Here is a 20979-nt window from a genome sequence, read left to right as displayed (position 1 = left end):
TGAACAGGAGCCGATGCGGCTCCTGTTCAGAACCAGAATACGTCAGCCGAATTTCGGATCGAGACTGCCCGACTTGTAGCGCTTGGCCATTTCCGAGACCGGCAGCGGCTTGATCTTGGGCGCGTTGCCGGCAGTGCCGAACTGCTCGAAGCGCTCCTTGCACAGCTTCCTCATCGCGGCCATCGCCGGCGTCAGGTATTTGCGCGGGTCGAACTCGCTCGGGTTCTCGGTCAGCACCTTGCGGATCGCGCCGGTCAGCGCCATGCGGTTGTCGGTGTCGATGTTGATCTTGCGCACGCCGTGCTTGATGCCGCGCTGGATCTCCTCGACCGGCACGCCCCATGTCGGCTTCATCTGGCCGCCATATTTGTTGATGATCTCCTGCAGCTCTTCCGGCACCGAGGACGAGCCGTGCATGACGAGGTGCATGTTCGGCAGGCGGCGGTGGATCTCCTCGATCACATTCATGGCCAGAACCGCGCCGTCCGGCTTGCGCGAAAACTTGTAGGCGCCGTGGCTGGTGCCCATGGCGACGGCCAGCGCATCGACATGCGTGTCCTTGACGAACTGCACCGCCTGCTCCGGATCGGTCAGCAACTGGTCGTGGCTGACGGCGCCCTCGACGCCGTGGCCGTCTTCCTGTTCGCCGCCGCCCATCTCCAGGGACCCGAGAACGCCGATCTCGCCTTCCACCGACACACCGCCCCAATGCGCCATGTCGACGACGCGGCGCGTGATGCCCGAATTATAATCGTAGTCGGCCGGCGTCTTGCCGTCCTCCTTCAGCGACCCGTCCATCATCACCGAGGTGAAGCCGTACTGAATCGCGGTCACGCAGGTCGCTTCGTTGTTGCCGTGGTCGAGATGCATGCAGACCGGGATATCGGGATGGATCTCGACGAGCGCGTCGATCAGCTTGGCCAGCACGACGTCGTTGGCATAGGCCCGGGCCCCGCGGCTCGCCTGCAGAATGACCGGCGATTTGGTCTCCTCGGCGGCCTCCATGATGGCGAGGCCCTGTTCCATATTGTTCATGTTGAACGCAGGCACGCCATAGCCGTGTTCGGCGGCATGGTCGAGCAATTGTCTCAATGTAATGCGAGCCACCCAATAGTCTCCCGTATTTGGTTTCAAGCCTATGGTTGCGAGCCGTCCGGTCGTCGTTCAGCCCACTGATGCTTCTGGCCGGATTTCCAGAGAACCGCAACCTTTGGCCATGCCGCCGGGAGCAATTCTTGTTACAAGACAGCAATCAAAAGCGAATAATATCCCAAAGAAATGTAACATCATCACAAAAAATCTGACGCATATGCGATTTACTCTGTTATAATGGCTGTGGCTCGCCGTTTCCGCCACGGTGGACTCGCAACGAGCCGGAATCAGGGAACAGGCTGGACAATGAAGAGCGACGGCCGGCGGCAAGGCATCATGGATTTTCTGATGGACACTGGCACGGCCAGCGTCGATGACCTTTCCACGCGCTTCGGTGTATCGAAGATGACCGTCCATCGCGACCTCGACGAGCTTGAGGAAAGCGGCTTCCTGCGCAAGGTGCGCGGCGGCGCCTCGATCCAGCCGAGCGGCCTGTTCGAGAGTGATTTCCGCTACCGTCAGAAGCAGGCCGGTGAGGAGAAGCAGCGCTTGGCGGCTGCCGCAGTGGCGATGATCGAGCCGGGCCAGACGGTGATCATCGACGACGGCTCGACCGCCGGCGGCATTGCGCGTCACCTTGCGGATCTCCGCCCGCTGACCGTGATCTCAAACAATCTGGCCGTCATCCAGGATCTGGCAGGCGTTGGCGGGATCACCCTGATCGCGCTCGGTGGCCAGTACAGCAAGAAGTTTCACGGTTTCTTCGGCCTGCTTGCCGAGGACACGTTGAGATCGTTGCGCGCCGATGTGGCCTTCCTGTCGTCGTCGGCCATCCACGGCGCTTCCGCCTTCCACCAGGACCAGGAAGTGGTCCATACCAAGCGGCTGATGATGGCCGCCGCCGCGCGCAAATATCTGCTGGTCGATCACGGCAAGTTCGGCCGCACGGCGCTGCATTTCCTGACCGATCTCAAGGCGTTCGACGCCGTCTTCACCGGTCGCGAACTGGAACCCCAGATGCGCGAGGTGTTGGATGGCGCCGGCGTTTCGCTAACACTGGTCGAGAAGGACTAGACCATGATCCCGAAAAGTGGGAACCGGTTTTCGGAAAAGATCATGGTCAAAGAAGAAGATAGAGCCCCATCCCGCTACGCGGGATGGAACAGGCTCTAGAAGGAGGACGCATGGTTTACTGGGTCGGCACAAGCTGGAAAATGAACAAGACGCTTGCCGAGGCGACTGAATTCGCCAAGGCGCTGGCGGGGTTCGTCCCCGGTTTCGACGACCGCATCCAACCCTTCGTCATCCCGCCCTTCACGGCGGTCCGCGAGGTCAAGAAGGCGTTGGCCTCGACGCGGGTCAAGGTCGGCGCCCAGAACATGCATTGGGCCGACGCCGGAGCCTGGACCGGCGAGGTCTCGCCGGTGATGCTGACGGATTGCGGGCTCGACCTCGTCGAGCTCGGCCATAGCGAACGGCGCGAGCATTTCGGCGAGACCGACAAGGCGGTCGGCCTCAAGACCGCGGCGGCGGTGAAGCACGGGTTGGTGCCGCTCATCTGCGTTGGTGAGACATTGGCGCAACGCAACAGCGGCCAGGCCGATGCGGTGCTGGCCTTGCAGGTGCATGGCGCGCTGCAATACCTCGAAGGCCAGGCGAAGGCGGCGACGATCCTGTTTGCCTACGAGCCGGTCTGGGCGATCGGCGACAAGGGCATTCCGGCAAGTGCGGACTATGCCGATAGGCAGCAGGCGCTGATCAAGAAGATCGCCGGCGATCTCCTGCCGGCCATACCGCTGGTGCTTTATGGCGGCAGCGTCAATCCGCAAAATGCCGCCGAACTGATCGGCCAGCCGCATATCGACGGGCTGTTCATTGGCCGCTCGGCCTGGCAGGCGGAAGGCTATATCGACATCCTCGGGCGCGCCTCGGCGGCGATCTAACATCGAATGAACAGGAAAGGACAATAAAATGAAAATAGCCATTGGAGCCGACAGCGCCGGCAAGCCGCTGCTCGACGTCATCGCCGCGCATCTCGCCACCAAACCCGGCCTCGCCGTCAGCGACCTCAGCCAGGCCGGCTACTATGCCGACCTGTCGCAGAAGCTCGCTCAGACCATTCTCGACGGCGAGAACGATCGCGGCATCCTGTTTTGCGGCACCGGCATCGGCGTTTCGATCTCGGCCAACAAGGTGCCCGGCATTCGCGCCGCACTCACCCACGACACCTATTCGGCGGAGCGCGCCGCGAAATCCAACAATGCCCAGATCATCACCATGGGCGCCCGCGTCATCGGCCCGGAACTGGCCAAGTCGATCGTCGACGCCTGGCTCGCATCGGAGTTCGACGAAAAGGGACCATCGGCCGGCAATGTCCAGGCGATCGACAGGCTCGACGCGGCGAAGCTGGGCTAACCCAGGCTTTTCCGCATCGCGCCAATCACGGTGACAGCCGACGCGGCGCCAGGGTCCATATGCCCGAGCGACCGCTCGCCGAGCCGCGACGAGCGGCCTTTCGCGGCGATCATGTCCTTGGTCGCCTTGGCGCCCCGTTCGGCTGCTTCAAGGGCAGCTGCCAGGCTTTCGGACAGGGTCTTGCCGGCGGCATCCGCAGCGGCCGCTGCTTGCGCCGCCGGCAGCCAGGCGTCGACCATCGTCTTCTCGCCGATCTCGGCCTTGCCGCGATCCTGGATGCCTTGCGCCATCGCCCGGAACAGGGCGATGAAATCGGCACCCGCCAAGGTCGCCTTGCCCTTGACGGCGGCCGCACCACGCATGAAGGCCGTCGCATAGAGCGGACCTGACGAAGCGCCGACGGCGTTGAGGAACGATTTCGCGGCGGTGTTGAGGAGAGCTGTCGGCTCGGTCGCCGCGAGGTCCAGCGAAGCCAGCGCATCGCGCACCGCGCCAAAGCCGAGCGCCATGGCGATGCCATGATCGGCGTCGCCGATGACGCCGTCTAACTGGCAGAGCCTGTCCTTGTCGGCTTCGATCGCCACCGCGATCGCATCGAACATTGTTTTCAGATCGGTGGTGTCGATGGATGTCATAGATGCTGCTTTCAGCCGGCGCGGAACATGGCGCAGTCGCAAGGATGGTCGAGCATCGTCTGCAATTCATCGTCGAGATGCATCAGCGTCACCGAGGCGCCGGCCATTTCGAGCGAAGTGCAATAATTGCCGACCCAGGTCGCGTGAACTGACACGCCGATGTCATCCAGCCGACGCTTCGCGCGCCGGTTCATGATGTAGAGTTCCATCAGCGGCGTCGAGCCGAGCGAATTGACGAGCACGGCGACCTTGTCGCCACGTGCCGGCGCCATCTCGTCGAAGATCTTGTCCAGCATCTCGTCGGTGATCTCGTCGGCTGTTTTCAGTTTTCCCCGCGCAATGCCCGGCTCGCCATGGATGCCCATGCCGATCTCCATCTCGTCCGGCCCGATCTCGAAATTCGGCCGGCGGGTCTGCGGCAGCGAACAGGGCGACAGCGCCACCCCCATAGTGAAAGTGTGGTCGTTGGCTTTCCGGGCGATGCGCTCGCATTCATCGAATGACAGCATCCGGTCGCAGGCGGCACCGGTAGCCTTGAAGATAAAGAAATTGCCGGCGACACCGCGCCGCTTTTGCCGCTGGTCACGTGGCGCCGATGCCACGTCGTCAGTGGTCAGCACGGTGCGCACCTCGATGTCATCCATCGCCGCCATCTCTGCGGCCATGTCGAAATTCATCACGTCGCCGGCATAGTTGCCATACATGAACAGCACGCCGGCACCGCCGCTGGCCGCCTTGGCGCATTCGAGGATCGGGTCCGGCGGCGGCGAGGCGAAGACATTGCCGATCGCCGCCGCGTCGGCCAGCCCCTTGCCGACGAAACCGAGGAAGGTCGGCTCGTGGCCCGAGCCGCCGCCGATGACGAGGCCAACCTTGCCGTCCCGCGGTCCATCACGGGCGATGATGGAGCGCGGACTTCCCTCAGCGCTTGTGAGATGGCGGGGATGCGCGGCCAGGATGCCTTCCAGCATCTCGTCGACGGTGCGGTTGCCGTCATTGATGATCTTCTTGGTCTGCACCTGCATCCTCCCGATTTCGGTATTTTCGCAGATAGTACAGCGTGTTACCGGGATTTCCACCCGGGAACGGACATTTCACGCGGCGATGCGTTCGCGCGCGGCCAGGATCTGAACACAGGCATTGGCTGCCTCTTTGCCCTTGACCTGGAAGTGCTCGAAGAAGAAGCGGTGGTGGTCCGCGCTGTCATGGTAGTTGTGCGGGGTGAGCACCGCCGAAAGCACCGGCACGCCGGTCGACAATTGCACGTTCATCATGCCGTCGATGACAGCGCTCGCCACGAATTCATGCCGGTAGATGCCGCCATTGACGACAAAGGCCGCACCGAGGATCGCTGCATAGCGACCGGTCTCGGCAAGCGTCTTTGCATGCAGAGGAATCTCATAGGCGCCCGGCACATCGAAGACATCGACGGCAAAGCGTTTCTCTCCAAGAACCGCAAGTTCGGCCTGGAACGCCTCGACGCACTGGTCGACGATGTCGGCGTGCCAGCGCGCACGAATGACGGCAACGCGGATCGTTTCATAGTCTTTCTGGGAATGCTGATTCATGGGTCCATCCTTCCGTTTCGAACCAGAATCAGGACGCACGATACGGAATCCGAACCGCGAAAGCGGACCGTCTTCCGTTCGTTCTCTTCCATCCGGACTGTGACCGTCGGCTCCGGAATCACACCGGATCTGCTGACCCCTCCGGCTAACCGGAAAGCGCTCGCGGGCTTGGGCCGAAACCCTTACCGCCGGTGGGGACTTTCACCCCGCCCTGAGAACATTGACGATGTTTGTATGGAAGGGGCGGACAGCGCTGTCAACCACAGACGTCGTCGCGGATGGCGCAGAAATAGCGATCCGTTCCAGGGCAATCGCATTTGGATTCTTGCGAAGATGGACCCCCACCCTAACCCTCCCCACAAGGGGACCACAAGGGGGAGGGAACGCTGCCGCGCACCTGTACTTTCCCGTTAGCGCCGAAAGGCAGATAATTTGCCGAGGTCAGCGCCAACGGAAGTCTCCCTCCCCCTTGTGGGGAGGGGTTAGGGGTGGGGGTACATCGTAGAGCGAAAGCCTCGGCCTTCCACCTGCGATAGCCCTGCGTTCCGACCTGGTCACTTGAGGGCAAGGAGGAGGGCAACCTGCAGCGTCAAATGGCGATCACGGGCAAGGCAGGCAGCACCTTGTCCAAGGTGATGGGAAATTCACGCACTCGCACGCCGGCCGCGTTGTAAATGGCGTTGGCGACAGCAGCCCCCGCACCGCAGACGCCGAGCTCGCCGAGACCCTTCGCGCCAAGTGGATTGGCCTTGTCGTCATGTTCCTCGAGGAAGACGACCTCCATCTCGGGGACGTCGCCGTTGATCGGGACATGATACTCGGCAAGATCGTGATTGACGAAGTGGCCGTAGCGCGGGTCAAGCACCGTCTGCTCCATCAGCGCTGCACCGATCCCCCAGGTCATGCCGCCGATGATTTGCGAGCGCGCGGTCTTGGCGTTGAGGATACGGCCCGCGCCCATCACAGCCAGCATCCGGCGCATGCGGATCTCACCGGTATCGCAATCGACAGCGACCTCGGCGAAATGCGCTCCATAGGAATGCTGCGAGTAAGCCTTGTACGACCCGGTGGCAGCGCCCGCGGCCACGGAACCTTCGGCCTCAAACCCGTCGGGAGCGATCCTCCCGATGAGGTCGGCCAGGCTTGCCGACCGCTGGCCGACCCTGACCTCGCTGTCGGCAAAACTTGCCTCGGTGGCATTCGCGCCGCGCAACGGCGAGGCTTCGCTCGCCTGCGCCGCCTCCAGGATGCGTTCCTTGAGAGCGTTGCAGGCGTTATGCAGCGCCGAACCCGCGCTCGCCGCGCCCCAGGAACCGCCGGAGCCGGCGGTACGCGGGAAGCGGCTGTCGCCGAGTTCCACTTTGATGGACGAGATCGGCAGGCCGAGGCTCTCCGCGGCGATCTGGGTCAGGATCGTATAGCTGCCGGTCCCAATGTCGGTCATGTCGAGCCGCACCGTCACCCGACCGTCCCGGTCGATCGCAACCCGCGCCGTCGCCGCGCCGATGTAGTTAGGACGGATCGCCGCCGCCATGCCGTAGCCGATGAGCTTCCGGCCCTCTCGGGTGCGGCCCGGTGTCGGGTTTCTCCGCTCCCAACCGAAACGGCGGGCGCCTTCTTTCATGCAGGCGACGAGATTGCGGGTGGAGAACGGCACGCCGCGCTCGGGATCCTGTGCCGGTTCGTTACGGATCCTGAGTTCGATCGGGTCCAGGCCGAGCCGCTCGGCGAGCTCATCCACGGCGCATTCAAAAGCCAGCATGCCGGGCGCCTCGCCGGGCGAGCGCATCCATTCGCCGCGGTTGATATCCAGCGGAACCAGGCGATGACGGGTGACACGGTTCGGCGCCGCATAGAGCGAGCGGGCAAAAACTGCCGTTTGCTCGCAGTACTCCTCGAAGCTGGACGTTGCGGACCAGACATCGTGCGCGATCCCGGTGAGCCGCCCGTCGGTGTCCGTGCCGAGACGTACCTGTTGGATCATCTCTGCGCGGTGACCGGCATTGGCGAACATCTGTTGTCGCGTCAGCGCAATCTTCACCGGGCGCTTCAGAACCTGCGCTGCAAGCGCGGCCAGGATCGTATCGGCATGGGCAATCAGCTTGGAGCCGAAGCCTCCGCCGATGAAGGGGCTCACGATGCGCACACGCTCGGGCGGGATGCGAAGCGTGCTGGCGACTCCCGCCCGGAAGTTCGCTAAAGTCTGCGCCGATGTATGGATCGTCAGCTCGTTGCCTGACCAGGCGGCGAGCGTCGCATGGGGCTCCATCGGATTGTGATGTTCGAAGGGGGTCCGGTAAGTAGCATCGATCTTGACCGGAGCCGCCGCAAAGGCGCTCTCGAAATCGCCAATCACGCTGTCGGTCTCGAAGCCGGCATTGGTCCGTTTTGGTGCGTAGGCGTCGGCCTTATGTCCCGGTAAATCATAGACGCCCGGCGCCTCGTCGTAGCGCACTTTGATGAGGCCCGCAGCAGCGCGGGCCGCCTCGAACGTCTCCGCGACAACAAGCGCGACGGGCTCGTCGTAATATCGCACCCGCTCGCTGTTGAGCGCGGGCCGGGCGCGTGTGAAGACCTCCGGCACGGTCGGCGTGACCGCCGGGCCGAAATCCGGCTGGGCCGGCGCATTCCGGTGCGTCATGACGAGCAGCACTGCCTGCGCCCGTTCGGCTTCGGCCGTGTCGATCTCGGCGATGCGCCCCTTGGCGACGGCGGCGCCGAGAATATAGCCATAGGCTGTACCATCCAGCGCATTCTCGTAGGCGTAGGTGGCACCGCCTCTCACTTTGAGCGGACCGTCGATGCGGTCGATCGGCCGCCCGATGACGCCATTGCGTGGTTCGGAAGGACGGTTCTCGCTGGTCTTCGTCTCTGTCATCGTGTCACCTCACGCACTCTCGGCGGCAGCAGCGAGCGTGTGCCGCATCGTCCGTTTCGCCAGCGGGATCTTGAAATCATTGCCGCCATGCCCGACGGCTCCGGCGAGCGCGGCTTCGGCTGCGTCGGTAAAGGCGCCGTCGGACGCCGCCGCTCCTGCGAGCGTCCGCTCCGCCTCCGTCGCGCGCCAGGGCTTCGCGGCCACGCCGCCCATGGCGATTCGCGCGCTTCGGATACGATCGCCCCTCGTCTCGACGATTGCCGCCACCGACACCAGCGCGAAGGCGTAGGAGGCACGGTCGCGCACCTTGCGGTAAACCTGCCGGCCGGGCGGCGGGGACGGCAGGGTGACCGCGGCGATCATCTCGCCGTGGCCGAGCACGGTCTCGACATGGGGCGTCGCCTCGGGCAATCGATGGAAATCACCGATCGGGATCGTGCGGGTCTCGCCGCCGGGCGATGTGGTCTCGATCATGGCGTCGAGCCCGGACATGGCGACCGCCATATCCGAGGAATGGACCGCGATGCAGGCTTCGCTCGCGCCGAGCACGGCATGCATACGGTTGAAGCCCTGAAGCGCCGCGCAGCCCGAGCCCTGCTCGCGCTTGTTGCAAGGCATGTTGCGGTCGTAGAAATAGGGGCAGCGCGTGCGTTGCAGGAGATTGCCGCTGGTCGAGGCCTTGTTGCGTATCTGGCCGGACGCTCCCGCCAGCAGCGCTTGCGTGAGCATCGGGTAGCGTGACCTCACCCGCGGATCGGCGGCGAGATCGCTGTTGCGGACCTGGGCGCCGACCCGAAGCCCGCCTTCCGCCGTCTCCTCGATCCGATCGAGCGGCAGCCGGCTGATGTCGACAAGATGCGCTGGGCGCTCGATCTCGAGCTTCATCAGGTCGAGCAGGTTGGTGCCGCCGCTGATGAACTTGGCGTCCGGTCGGGCCGCAACCGCGGCGGCTGCCTGCTCGGCACTTGCCGCACGTTCATAAGTGAAGGATTGCATTGCTCACGCCTCCTCTGCCGCGTCGCGGATTGCAGCGACAATGTTCGGATAAGCGGCACAACGGCAGATGTTGCCGCTCATCCGCTCGCGGATCTCGGCATCGGTGAGAGCGACGGAAGCCGCCGCTACGTCGGCGCTCGCATGGCTCGGCCAGCCGGCCTTGGCCTCGCCCAGCATGCCGACAGCGGAGCAGATCTGGCCCGGCGTGCAGTAGCCGCACTGGAAACCATCGCGGGCGACGAAGGCGGCCTGCACCGGATGCAGCCGGTCACCCTCGGCAAGGCCCTCGACCGTGGTGATCTCGTCGCCCTCATGCATTGCGGCAAGCGTCAGGCAGGAATTGATCCGGCGCCCATCGACGAGCACCGTGCATGCGCCGCACTGGCCGTGGTCGCAGCCTTTCTTCGAGCCGGTGAGGCCGAGATGGTTGCGCAGCGCATCGAGCAGCGTCGTCCGCGGGTCGAGCTCGACGGCAAGATCCCTAGCGTTGATCCGTAGGGACATCGGCATCGTCGGTACCGGCGTCGGAGAGGCGACCGCCGTGACGGTGTCGGCCGGCTCTGCGTCGACCGGTATACCGGTAGCCAGGAGCACGCCGGTCGCCACCCCGCCCTCCAGCACCGTTCGACGCGTCGGCCCGCTCCTGTTGTCTGTTTTGGCCATGCATGATCTCCCAGTCGCAGTTCTGTCACCCGTCGACACTGGAGCTGGGGATGCGCGCGGCGGCTTTCTTTCAAGAAATCGGCGGCAATGTCAGAATTCCGGAGAAGAATTCACCCGATAGACCCGAGGCGTCATGCCCCTGAGGCGCCGGAAGGTCGTGGTGAAGTGGCTCTGGCTTGAAAAGCCGAGGCGAAAGGCAATGGTACCGATCGACAAACCCGTTTCGCGCAGCAGCATCTCGGCTCGCCGCACGCGTTCCTCGATCACATAGGCATAGGGCGCAAGGCCGGTCGTCGCTTTGAATCGGCGCGCAAAACTGTCGACGGCCATTCCCGCGACGGCTGCCAGCTCGCTTAGCGAAATGTCGGAGTTCATATGTGCATCGATATAAGCCCGAACTCGACCAAGCGCCCGACGGCTGAGACAGCCGTGACGTATAGGCGGGTGTTGCTCCCGGTTCAGGTTGGCCACGCGGAGGCTGACGAGGGCGACCAGATGCTCGACATAGGCAGAGTCCGGCTTGTGGCCGAGTGCCATCTCGTCGCGAAGCGAACTCAGAAGCGTGGCGACGACTACGTCTTTCTTGTTCACCAGGATCGGCAGGTCTCTCAGGCGTTCGCATCCGGGAAGCCCGATATCGGGATCGATCCACAAGGCTGAGTAGGAGAGGTTTACATCGCGATAGAAGCCGAGCCGCTCCGCGCCTGCGGGGACGAAGGTGAGGGCTCCGGGCCGGTCCATCCCGTCGTAGAGGGATCTTGCCTCGTGCCGGATAGATGTGTGGGACGTTCCGCCTTCTTCGGTCAGCACGATCAGATGATGAGGGGCTGTCCAGCGGAGCTCCGCCTCCCGGCATGCCCATCGCCGATTGTCGAAAACGATCGAGGAGCTACCCCATGACGCGGTTTGCAGGGGCTCCGACGTCTCTTCCTGGCTCCGAACCCGTCCGTCACCAAGCAACGGTCTGAATGACATCGCGGCATCCCGCTGGTTCACTCGCGGAGCCGTGGCCAGCCCCGGATTGAGCGTTGTGCGCCGCCCCGCCGCTACGCATACGGCGGTTTATGTGGGACAGGCATCGCGCGTTGGTAACCGGGCAGTGTTCAAGAAGTCGTGAGATCGGTCAAATCCAGCGCGCCTTCTGTCAACCGCCGAGCCCATCGCGGATGGCGCAGAAATAGCGATCGGTTCCGACCTGCCCGCCCTTGAGAGCGACCTCCAGTCCTTCGATTGCCTTGACGCGCGAGTGGGCGACGCAAAGCGGCGAGCCCGGCGAGGCGGGCAGCGGCATCCGCACCGTCAGCGCATCGACGCCCATCTGGCCGAGTGCGTGGCTCGACGTGTCGCCGCCGGCGATGACCACGCGCTGCAATTTCTGCTCGATCGTCAGCTTGCGAAGAAGTTCGCCGAGGCCGCGGCCAAGCTTATGGCGGGCGCCTTCCTGCCGGTCGATTTCGGCGCCACGGTCGGCTGTTGGTCCAAGCGCCGTATAGAGGACGACGCTGCGCCCGGCTTCCAGGCTGGCGCGTCCGGTGAAGACCGCGCGCGCAATCGCGTCGCTGGAGGCTTCGGAAACCAGTTCGATAGGATCCACCTCGATCCCGTCGAAACCGTCCGTCAAAGCATGCCGTATCTGCCGCTCCGTTGTCGGCGAGCAACTGCCCGAGACCACCGCGATCCGGTCGGCCGCACCCGGGGGCGAAAAGCCGGGCTCGGCACGGACAATCCCGTCAGACGCCCATTCAGCCAGCAGCGCATATTCGATGCCCGAAGAGCCGACGACGAAAGTGCCGCCAGGCCTGCGAACGCGCCATATCTCCTTGCCCGCAAGCGCCTGAGTCTCGCGGCTGTCGACATCCAAGAGCACGATATCGCTGCCATTCTCGATCAGGCGATCGAACGCTTCCGAGCGGAACGCCGACTGCAGCGTCGCTAGGTCGACCAGGCCCGAGCTGAGATCCGTCTGGCGCGACAGATGGATCAGCAGGTCCGACTCATCCATCGGCGTGGTCGGGTGGCGGCTCATCACGGGATGGCGATCGATACGGAAATATTTTTCGCGGTAGGCCGCAAACAGATGGCCGAAGGCGGTGTAGCGCTTGAGCTGCGGCGCGCCGACCACCAGCGGCACGCTGGCTTGGCTGAAAACCGAGCGGCCGATCTCGATGGCCCGGCCGATGCTGCCGATCGCCGGGCTGGAATCGAAGGTCGAGCAGACCTTGTAGTGGCAGATATCGGCGTTCAGGGTCTTCAGCCAGGCGAAGGCGCCCCGCAGATGCGTGTCCATCCACTGCGGCGTCTCGCTTCGGCTGGTGCCGGCGAGGCCGATGGCACGGCAATGCCTGAACTGCGAAAGCAGGGCCTCGTCCGGCTGGTGCATGAACAGCACGGTCGGCATACCGCCGAGCTCAAGCGCCTCCATGACGTCGGTCGAGCCGGTGAGGTCGTCGCCATAATAACTGAGAAGCAGGTTTTGCATAGCGTCGCTGCTCAGGCCGCTTTGCCGTCGCCGAATTTCTCGATCGACCGAGCCAATTCGGGATGGGTCAGGGCGAACTCCGCCAGCGGGATGCCATCGACCGCCGCCTGCCAGGCTTGCTGCACGGCGCGGACGCCGGCACCCGGCCCGTCTGGATGGCTGACGATGCCGCCGCCGCAGAGATAGAGAAGATCGACCGTTCGGCCGGTTCGCTCAAAGGTTTCGGGGGCCTGTCCGCCCCACTGGCCGGAGCCGGCCACCGGTAGCGCGCAATCATCAGGCGAAAAGATCGGGGTGGTCACCGCCCTGAAGGACTCGACGAAGGACCAGTCCGGCTCCCAGTATTTCGAGGCGATGCCGTTGATCTGGAACTGATCGACGCCGAGCAGCCGCCAGAATTGCTGCCAGACCTTGAAGTCCATGCCGAGGCCGGGGTGGCGGGTGAGAATGTCCCAGCCGTTGCGGTGGGCGTGGATCACCAGGCTGGAGCGCTTTCTGAGGAAGGCCATGCCGCCGAAGCCGACGGAGTTGATGTTGACCACGGCGCAATTGCCGCCGGCCTTCGCCACCAGATCGTGGTTTCGCATCATCTCGTCGGGGTCGGCATGCGAGATGCCGAAGGCATACATGACCTTTTTGCCGGTCTTCTGCTCGTGGTCGAGGACCAGCGGCATGATTGCCTTGACCCGTTCCGACAGAGGCGAATAGGCCGGGCTCATCAGCTTCTCGTCGTCCTTGATGAAATCGACGCCGGCGGCGATCAGCTCATCCACCATTGAGGCCGTCTCGTGCGGGCGCAATCCAAGCGCCGGCTTGACGATCGTCCCGATGATCGGGCGATCGGTGACACCGGTCAGCCGGCGGCTGCCTTTGACGCCGAATTGCGGACCTGGATGCGCGCCCCTGTATTCCTCCGGCAGCTTCAGATCGACGATGCGAATGCCGGACAGCCCCTTGATCGAAAAGGCGCCGCCGATGGCGATGGTCATCAGCGCCGAAAGGTCGGTGCCGATGGCATCGAGCGGAAACGCGATGTCGACATCGGCGCGCTTGAAGGGTCCGTCGCTGGCCTCGGGGAGGGACGGGCGATCGCCGTCCGGCAGAGGCCGTATCGCCAGGACGCGCGCCGCCACCCGGGCCTTGAGCTCTTCGGTCTCGCCGGCCAGCGCGACGAAGGTTCCGGTCGACTGGTCGCTGGCGATCTTGGCCGCCAACGCCTCGATGCTAGCCGAGGTCTCGATGCGATAGGTGAGGGTGATCATAGTTCGAAAAAAGTTCCCTGATCTTTGAAATCTGGTATAATGAGTACATAAGTATTGCAAGCGATATCCGCTTGGGCAGGCATTCCGGGAATCGTGGCGACAATGCTAAACAGACACCGGTCAAAGGAGTGATTCGCGACGATGAACCGTTCGGAGCCGATCGTCCGGCGCAAGCTTTCCGACGAAGTATTTTTGAGACTGAAGCGCTTGATCACCAGCGGCGAATTGCAGCCGGGCGATGACATGCCGTCGGAGCGCGAGCTGATGGAGCGCTTCGAGGTCGGCAGGCCGGCGATCCGCGAAGCGATGCAGGCGTTGAGCAATATGGGTCTCGTGGCGATCTCGCATGGCGAGCGGGCGAAAGTGCTTCAGCTGACCGCCAAGTCTATCATCAAACAGGTCGACGGCGCGGCCAAGATCATCCTGTCGTCGTCGAAGGACACGCTGGAGCACCTCAAGAACGCGCGCATCTTCTTCGAGCGCGGCATGGTCAGGGAAGCCGCAGAAAAAGCCACTGCCGAGGACGTTCAGCGGTTGCGGGCAACCGTTGCCGAACAGCGGAGCTTTCGCGGCGATTCCGAGGCCTTCATATCGGCCGACATGAAGTTTCATACCCAGATCGCGGCAATATCCGGCAACCCGATCTACGTCGCGGTCAGCGAAGCGATGCTGGGCTGGCTGAAGGAATATCATACCGAAATGCTGATCTGGACCGGCAAGGAAAAGTTCACGCTGACCGAGCATGAAGAGATCATCGGGCGCATCGAGCAGAAGGATGCGGACGGCGCCGAGAAGGCAATGATCAAGCACCTCGAGCGCTCGCGCGCGCTCTATGTGATGAATTCCGGCAACTGATCACCCGATCCGAGTGATCGCGTAAGGCGTCATCACAAGGTGGCGTCGTTCGAACCCGGAAATATCGACCGTCACTTCGCTCGCCGTCAGGTTCGCTAGCCACATGACGGTCTTGCCCGAGGCAGAACGGGCTGCCAGCGTGAGCACCCGCGTCTCATCGCTCGTCCTCGCCGCTACGTGCCTGAAGCCGGCCAGTTGGCAAAGCCCCTGCACGGACTGGAAGATCGGCCGGGGTTCATCTTCGCCGACAGGTTCCCCGGATGCCGCCAGCACGCCAAATGGTCCGGTGAAGCTGCAAAGCGTGAGCATCTCCAGCCCGGCCGGCGCGACACGCGCCGCATAGCCGATTGTCCAAGCAGCTCCGAACTGGCCTGCATGGCGTGGATCGCGGTCGGCCATGGCGATGCGCTGACCTTGCAGATTGGCCTTGGTCGCGCCGCCATAGGGGTTCTGGCGCATGGCGATGGTCGACGGGCCGATCCGGTAGGGTGTTGGCCCGAAGATCGCCCGCGTCGAGGCGGTGATGAAAGGCAGCGCCTCCAACGATTGCATGACGCTGAGATCGTCGGCGGCGTGCACGATCGGGCAGGTGCAATGGGTGACGAAATCGAGCTGGCCGGCCGGGACGCGCTTACGGTTCAACTCAGTGAAATAGCTGAACATGCCGCCACCGAGGCGGATATCGGGAAAGGCGCGGCGGGCGGCAGAATAGATGTCTTCGAGCGGCGGGCATTCAGGCCATGCGCTGCCCGGCGGCGTCGACTGCCGGTCGACCGAAGGCGAAACGGCTATGGCCGAAAGCTTCAGCCCGGCCTGGCGGACCATGCCGGCGACGCCTGAAAGCTCGGCGTCGAGATCGCCGACGCAGGAAACGACGCATTCGAGCGTTGTCTTGGCCGGATAGGCTGCGGCGAGCTTGGCGTAGTACTGCAAAACGTCGAGGCCGTGGCCGCGCGTCGGATCATAATGGAACATCAACTGTTGCGGGCCGAGCGCGGACAGTGTCGGCAGGTTTGCAAGCGTCGTCTCGACCTCGTCCGGGTAGATGATCACGCCGATATCCGGCAGCGCCGGTCCGGCTTCGCCGATCTCGACGCGGATTGGCTCGGCGGTTGCGGCGGCAGCCGGCACTTTCCCGTCACCGGACACACGCAGGCTGATCGTCTGGCGCAGCATCTCGCCGGCAGGCAGTATGTAGGGCCATGGCAGCGCGAGCGGCCGGACGTAGGTCTTGTAGGACGCATCCGACCAGTTGCGCTGGTCCTCCATCTCGAACGCGTCGCCTTCCATCCGGCATTCGGCGGTGACGCCGGGCCGGACCTCATGGGTGATCGCCCGCAAATCCTTGAAAGGCTGCCAAGGGTCGATCAGGTCGGGAAGCTTTGTTTCCACCATGCTGCCGTCGGTGTGCTCGACCGTGACCTGGCTGCCGGCCAGGCCGGCGATCGGATGCAGGATGCAGAAGCCGCAGCGATTGGTCTCGAAATCGCTTTCGGGAAGCGCGCTCACGTCGAAAACCAGCTGGCCGTCGGCGGAACCTTCGATCGTCGCGCGAAAGTCGAGCCGGCTTCCCTCCGGTCCGACATAACTTGCCGAATAGCTGACAGTGAAAGTATCGGAGCCCTGGTCGATGACTAAATCCGTGAGCGCCGGCTCGTAGGTGCCCCAGTCGCGATCCCTGACGATATAGGCGATGGCACGCAGCACTTCGATGCCGCCATGGCGGATAGTCCGTAGATTGCCGTTGGCGAAGTCGGCGGTGAGCGCGCCGGCGCGCAGCCTGACAGGGTCGGCCTCGACCGCGCGCGTGCCATAGAGGAGGAAGGCGTCGGCGGTCATCTCAGCAAAGCGTCGAGCTGCACCGGTTCACGGCTCGCAGCACCCGCATAGGCAGCCTCGACCAGCGCGAAAGTCTTGAGGTTGTCGGCGCCCGAGGTTGCCGGCTCGGTTTTGTTCGCCAGGCAGTCGACCCAGTGCTTTTGAATGGCGACGACGCTTTCCTGTATGTTGTGCCATGGCCGCGATGCCCAGGGCAGCAGCGGCGGCGAGACGTCGCTGACCACCGTTCCGTTCCTGCCGGTGACGGTAAGCTGGTAATCCTGTGCAAGCCGGATCGTGCCGTCGCTGCCGTCGATCTCGATCAGCGTCTGCGGAAACGGCTCGGTCGCGAGCTTGGTCGCATAGCTGCAATCGACCACAGACGTTGCGCCGCTCTTGTGGTCCATCAGCATGGTAGCGACGTCCTCGCCGGCGATCTCAGGATTAATGCGAGCGGTGCGTGTCGTGATCGTCGAAACGTCGCCCAGCAGAAAGCGGGCAATGTCGAGACTGTGGATGCCGAGGTCCTCGATGATGAAGCGCTTTCCCGTTGCCAGATATGGCTGGCCGGAAAACACGTCATAGGCCGAGCGGAACGAGATCCGTCCGAAGAAGGGTGTGCCGATTTCACCGCTGTCTAGCGCAGCACGCACCGCCTGGATCGGTGATTGCCAGCGAAAATTTTCATGCACCATCAACGGCACGCCGGCGTCAGTGCAGGCCTTCACCATGGCCTTGGCGTCGGCAAGCGTCGGCGCGAACGGTTTTTGGCAGATTGCCGGAACGCGGTGCCGCGCAGCCATCTCGACAAGCGGACGGTGGCTCGGCGCGGTGGTGGCAATATCGACGAAATCGAGGCTTTCGCCGGCAAAAAGTGCCGCCGCGTCGGTGTAGCGCCGCGTGATGCCGAACTGGTCGCCGACGACCTTGAGCCGTTCCGGATCTCGGTCGCAAATGGCGATGATCGACGCACCGGCGATGTCGCGCCAGGCGTGCATCTGGTTGACGGCGAAGAAGCCGCAGCCGATCAGCGCTCCACGCAGTTCCGCCATGCTCAGCCCGCCTTTGCCATCTGCATCAGTGTAACGCGCTGTTGCAGCCGGCGCTGCGCCTGGTCGACGACGACGGCGACGATGATGACGAGGCCCTTGATCACCATCTGCCAGAAGGAGCTTACGCCCATCATCACCAGCCCGTCGGAGAGAATGCCGATGACGAAGGCGCCGACGATGGTGCCGCCGATCGTGCCGCGGCCACCCGACATCGAGGTGCCGCCGAGCACCGCCGCGGCGATGGCGTTGAGCTCGAAACTTTCGCCGGTCGCCGGGTGCGAGGCCATCAGTTCGGACGAGATGATCAGGCCGACGATCGCCGCGCAGAAACCGGAGAACATGTAGACGAACATCTTCACCATGTTGACCCGGACGCCCGAAATCCGCGCCGCCCGCTCGTTGCCGCCGACGGCGAAGATGTGGCGGCCGAGCGGGGTGTATTTGGCGAGATAGGCCGCCCCAAGTGCTACGACGACAAGAATCCATATCGAGACCGGCAGGCCGAGCAGCCGGCCGGCGCCGAGGAAGCCGAAGCCCGTCGTGCCCAGATCGGGTTTGCCGACGAGGTTCGGGAAAGTGCGGCCATCGGACGACAGCAGCGCCAGGCCGCGCGCGACATAGAGCACGCCGAGCGTGGCGATGAACGGCGCGACATTCAGCCTGGTGATCAGCAATCCATTGACGGCGCCGATCAATATGCCGACCGCCAGCGTGATCAGCGCGATCTCGAGGACGTTGAAATAGATCGTATAGCCGACCTGCAGGTCGATGCCGTTGAGCACCAGATAGCCGGCGACCATGCCGCAAAGACCGACGATCGAGCCGACCGACAGGTCGATGCCTCCGGTGATGATGACGAAGGTCATGCCCATGGCCAGGAACGCGTTCAGCGCCACGTGCTTCGACATCAGGATCAGATTGGCCGCCGACAGGAAATTGGGTGCCGCGATCGAGAAGAAGATCAGGACGGCGATCAGCGCGATGAACGTCCTCGCCTTCATCAGCGTCAGCAGGACGGAGCCGTTCGAGGCGGAGGCAACAGAAGCCTTGGCCGGGATGTCAGTCATGGGCGTGGCTCTCCGTGTGCGGGACCGGTCCGTGGCCAAGCGCCGATGCGGCGACGAGGGCCGCCTCCGTCGCCTCGGCGCGATCGAACATGCCGGTCAGTTTTCCATTGCTCATCACCGCGATCCGGTCGGACAGCGCCATCACCTCGTCGAGATCGGAGGTGGCGAACAGTATGCCCAGTCCGTCGCGGGACAGTTTGCGCATGGTGCGAAAGACGTCGGCCTTGGCGCCAACGTCGATGCCGCGGCTCGGCTCGTCCATCAGCAGCACCTTCGGTCCGGTGAGCAGCGCCTTGCCGATCACCACCTTCTGCTGATTGCCGCCCGACAGCGACGAGACCTCTTGCGCCGGATTGGCGACCTTGATCGCCAGCTCCCGCACCATCTGCGTCACCGCCTGGTTTTCCTTGGCGCCGCTGATATGAAACAGGCGCACAAACCGCGACAGGCTGGCCAGCGTCAGGTTGCTGGCAACCGAGAGTATCGACACCAGCCCTTCGCGCTGGCGGTCCTCGGGGATCAGCGCCAGTCCGCGCCGGATGCGACGCGTCGTATCACGTTCTTTCACTTTTTTGCCGGCGATGAAGATCGCTCCAGTCGCATGGCCGTGGCGTCCCATGATGCAGTCGAACAGCTCGCTGCGTCCGGCACCCATCAGCCCATAGATGCCGAGGATCTCGCCGGCACGCAGCGACAGCGAGACGTGATCGACCGCAAGCCCGCCGGTCACGCGCGGCAGGCAGATGTCCTCGGCGCGGAAGATCTCTTCGCCCGGAACATGGCCATCGGCTTTGGCAAAATCCTTGGCGTCCGAGCCGATCATCTGCCGCACGATCCATTGCGTGTCGACGTTTTTCATCTTCTCTTGGCCGGTGATCCGCCCATCGCGCAGAACGGTGATGTAGTCGCCGATACGGATCAGCTCCTCGAGCCGGTGCGAGATGTAGACGATCGCCACGCCGCGCGCCTTGAGGTCGGCAATGACCTTGAACAGGATCTCGACCTCCGCCGCACTCAGCGCCGAGGTCGGCTCGTCCATGATGAGGATGCGCGCATCCAGCGAAACCGCCTTGGCGATCTCGACCAGCTGCTGCTGGCCGATGCGCAGGTCCTCGACCAGTATCTCGGGCCGGATGCCGGCTTCCAGGCGCTCGAGGAATTTCGCCGCACGGCGCTCCTGTTCTCGGCTGTCGATCTTGCGGAACCGGTTGATGATCTCGCGGGTGGCGAAAATGTTTTCGGCGACGGTCAGGTTGCCGAACAGGTTCAGCTCCTGAAACACCATGCCGATGCCGCGGTTCACCGCGTCCCCGGATGACGAGAAGGAAACCTCTTCGCCCTCCAGGAGTATGCGGCCGAGCGTCGGCTGTTCGACGCCGGCGATGATCTTCATCAGCGTCGATTTGCCGGCGCCGTTCTCGCCGACCAGCACGTTGACCGCGCCCTTGCGCACCTCGAAATTCGCGCGCTTGACCGCGACGGTGCCCGAATAGACCTTCGAGACGTCTTCCAGCTTCAGGATCACATCGTGATCGGTAGTCATGGCTTCGGCCCGATCTCTGCCTCCGCCGGCGTCACCAGCGGCAGGTCCTGGCCGCTGCCCATGACATAGGCGCCGACAATCCTGACGCTCCGGCCCTCCAGCGCTTCGCGCGGCAGCTTGGAAAGCACTGTCTTGTCGGCATAGATGTTGAACGCCTTGCCGAACTGGGCGAAGTCGATCTGGTTGGTGAAGTCGTTGAACTGGATGAAGTCGAGGCTGTCGCGCAGCGCGGTGCCACGCACCGCAGGTCCGATCTGCACCCGCGCATCGGCCTTGCCGTCACCGTCGGCATCGACATCCATCGTCGCCGCGCGAGACTGCGTATTCGCCGTGACCACCTTACCTTCGAGGCGAACCGCGAAGGTCCATGGCGAATTCGCCTGCTTCTTCGGATTGCCGTACTTGGCACCGGCAGCCGCTGGATCGGCTTTCGCCAGGGCGTGAACCTCGGGAAATGGTCCGGCTTTCTGCTGGAGATAGGGCACCATCTTGGCAGCCCAGATATCCCCGACCATTTTGTCCGCATTGAAGGCCGGGGCATTGCCGCCGTTTTCCCCGGACGGTGTCGGCAGGATCTTGCAGGCGGTCAGGCTGATGCCGACCATCGCGACAAGGATCGGCGCGGCGAGGATCGAGCATGTCGGCTTGTTCGGCAT

Annotated in this window: 19 protein-coding genes and 1 riboswitch; of the genes, 4 read left to right on the top strand and 15 right to left on the bottom strand. The window is 63.7% G+C overall.

Annotation, left to right across the window (positions count from 1 at the left end):
• Positions 1–42: 42 nt before the first annotated feature.
• Entirely contained in the window at positions 43–1107 is a 1065-nt protein-coding gene (gene fba, locus EJ075_RS03620) for a class II fructose-bisphosphate aldolase (RefSeq protein WP_095483847.1), read from the bottom strand.
• A 291-nt stretch (positions 1108–1398) separates the two neighbouring features.
• Here fba and EJ075_RS03615 point away from each other — a divergent pair, with 291 nt between their 5' ends.
• The 3 genes from EJ075_RS03615 (at position 1399) to EJ075_RS03605 (ending at position 3507) form a co-directional block, all read left to right on the top strand.
• Positions 1399–2166, top strand: a complete 768-nt coding sequence (locus EJ075_RS03615) for a DeoR/GlpR family DNA-binding transcription regulator (RefSeq protein ID WP_126103394.1) — start codon at positions 1399–1401, stop codon at positions 2164–2166.
• A gap of 110 nt (positions 2167–2276) precedes the next feature.
• A complete protein-coding gene (locus tag EJ075_RS03610) occupies positions 2277–3035 on the top strand; it encodes a triose-phosphate isomerase (RefSeq protein ID WP_126103393.1) in 759 nt (252 codons plus the stop codon).
• Positions 3036–3063: 28 nt separating this feature from the next.
• Positions 3064–3507, top strand: a complete 444-nt coding sequence (locus tag EJ075_RS03605; protein ID WP_095483850.1) for an RpiB/LacA/LacB family sugar-phosphate isomerase — start codon at positions 3064–3066, stop codon at positions 3505–3507.
• Here EJ075_RS03605 and dhaL read toward each other — a convergent pair.
• The 9 genes from dhaL to oiaX form a co-directional block, all read right to left on the bottom strand.
• Positions 3504–4142: a dihydroxyacetone kinase subunit DhaL gene (gene dhaL, locus EJ075_RS03600; RefSeq protein WP_126103392.1), complete on the bottom strand. Its 639-nt coding sequence runs from the start codon at positions 4140–4142 to the stop codon at positions 3504–3506. The two genes, EJ075_RS03605 and dhaL, sit on opposite strands and share 4 nt — an antisense overlap.
• 11 nt (positions 4143–4153) lie before the next feature.
• Positions 4154–5161, bottom strand: a complete 1008-nt coding sequence (locus EJ075_RS03595; RefSeq protein WP_126103391.1) for a dihydroxyacetone kinase subunit DhaK — start codon at positions 5159–5161, stop codon at positions 4154–4156.
• A 75-nt stretch (positions 5162–5236) separates the two neighbouring features.
• Positions 5237–5710: a 6,7-dimethyl-8-ribityllumazine synthase gene (locus EJ075_RS03590; RefSeq protein WP_126103390.1), complete on the bottom strand. Its 474-nt coding sequence runs from the start codon at positions 5708–5710 to the stop codon at positions 5237–5239.
• A 76-nt stretch (positions 5711–5786) separates the two neighbouring features.
• Positions 5787–5933: riboswitch (FMN riboswitch) on the bottom strand.
• Positions 5934–6299: 366 nt separating this feature from the next.
• A complete protein-coding gene (locus EJ075_RS03585; protein WP_126103389.1) occupies positions 6300–8588 on the bottom strand; it encodes a xanthine dehydrogenase family protein molybdopterin-binding subunit in 2289 nt (762 codons plus the stop codon).
• A gap of 9 nt (positions 8589–8597) precedes the next feature.
• On the bottom strand, positions 8598–9584 hold the full coding sequence (locus EJ075_RS03580) for a xanthine dehydrogenase family protein subunit M (protein ID WP_126103388.1): 987 nt from the start codon (positions 9582–9584) through the stop codon (positions 8598–8600).
• A 3-nt stretch (positions 9585–9587) separates the two neighbouring features.
• Positions 9588–10247 (bottom strand): 2Fe-2S iron-sulfur cluster-binding protein, encoded by a 660-nt coding sequence (locus EJ075_RS03575; protein WP_126103387.1) that lies wholly within the window; start codon positions 10245–10247, stop codon positions 9588–9590.
• Positions 10248–10337: 90 nt separating this feature from the next.
• Entirely contained in the window at positions 10338–11222 is an 885-nt protein-coding gene (locus tag EJ075_RS03570) for an AraC family transcriptional regulator (protein WP_126103386.1), read from the bottom strand.
• 169 nt (positions 11223–11391) lie between these two features.
• Positions 11392–12726 (bottom strand): four-carbon acid sugar kinase family protein, encoded by a 1335-nt coding sequence (locus tag EJ075_RS03565; protein WP_126103385.1) that lies wholly within the window; start codon positions 12724–12726, stop codon positions 11392–11394.
• 11 nt (positions 12727–12737) lie between these two features.
• Entirely contained in the window at positions 12738–13988 is a 1251-nt protein-coding gene (gene oiaX, locus EJ075_RS03560; protein WP_095483857.1) for a 3-oxo-isoapionate-4-phosphate decarboxylase OiaX, read from the bottom strand.
• Between the two features lie 141 nt (positions 13989–14129).
• On the opposite strand from oiaX, the gene EJ075_RS03555 reads away from it, so the two are divergent.
• The gene (locus EJ075_RS03555; protein ID WP_126103384.1) at positions 14130–14843 is read left to right on the top strand and encodes a transcriptional regulator NanR; all 714 of its coding nucleotides are present in this window, start codon (positions 14130–14132) and stop codon (positions 14841–14843) included.
• Here the strand turns inward: EJ075_RS03555 and EJ075_RS03550 are convergent, their stop codons facing one another.
• From EJ075_RS03550 to EJ075_RS03530, 5 genes are read right to left on the bottom strand one after another with little or no spacing between them, the layout of a single operon-like run.
• The gene (locus EJ075_RS03550) at positions 14844–16682 is read right to left on the bottom strand and encodes a hypothetical protein (protein WP_126103383.1); all 1839 of its coding nucleotides are present in this window, start codon (positions 16680–16682) and stop codon (positions 14844–14846) included.
• A complete protein-coding gene (locus EJ075_RS03545) occupies positions 16679–17713 on the bottom strand; it encodes a Gfo/Idh/MocA family oxidoreductase (RefSeq protein ID WP_126103382.1) in 1035 nt (344 codons plus the stop codon). The genes EJ075_RS03550 and EJ075_RS03545 overlap by 4 nt, the downstream gene beginning before the upstream one ends.
• A 2-nt stretch (positions 17714–17715) precedes the next feature.
• The gene (locus tag EJ075_RS03540) at positions 17716–18780 is read right to left on the bottom strand and encodes an ABC transporter permease (protein ID WP_126103381.1); all 1065 of its coding nucleotides are present in this window, start codon (positions 18778–18780) and stop codon (positions 17716–17718) included.
• A complete protein-coding gene (locus EJ075_RS03535; RefSeq protein ID WP_126103380.1) occupies positions 18773–20323 on the bottom strand; it encodes a sugar ABC transporter ATP-binding protein in 1551 nt (516 codons plus the stop codon). The genes EJ075_RS03540 and EJ075_RS03535 overlap by 8 nt, the downstream gene beginning before the upstream one ends.
• Entirely contained in the window at positions 20320–20979 is a 660-nt protein-coding gene (locus tag EJ075_RS03530) for a DUF2291 family protein (RefSeq protein ID WP_126103379.1), read from the bottom strand. Before EJ075_RS03530 ends, EJ075_RS03535 begins: the two co-directional genes overlap by 4 nt.

The organism is Mesorhizobium sp. M6A.T.Cr.TU.016.01.1.1 (assembly GCF_003952585.1).
Taxonomy (GTDB): domain Bacteria; phylum Pseudomonadota; class Alphaproteobacteria; order Rhizobiales; family Rhizobiaceae; genus Mesorhizobium; species Mesorhizobium mediterraneum.
This window is presented reverse-complemented; position numbering and strand designations above follow the sequence as displayed.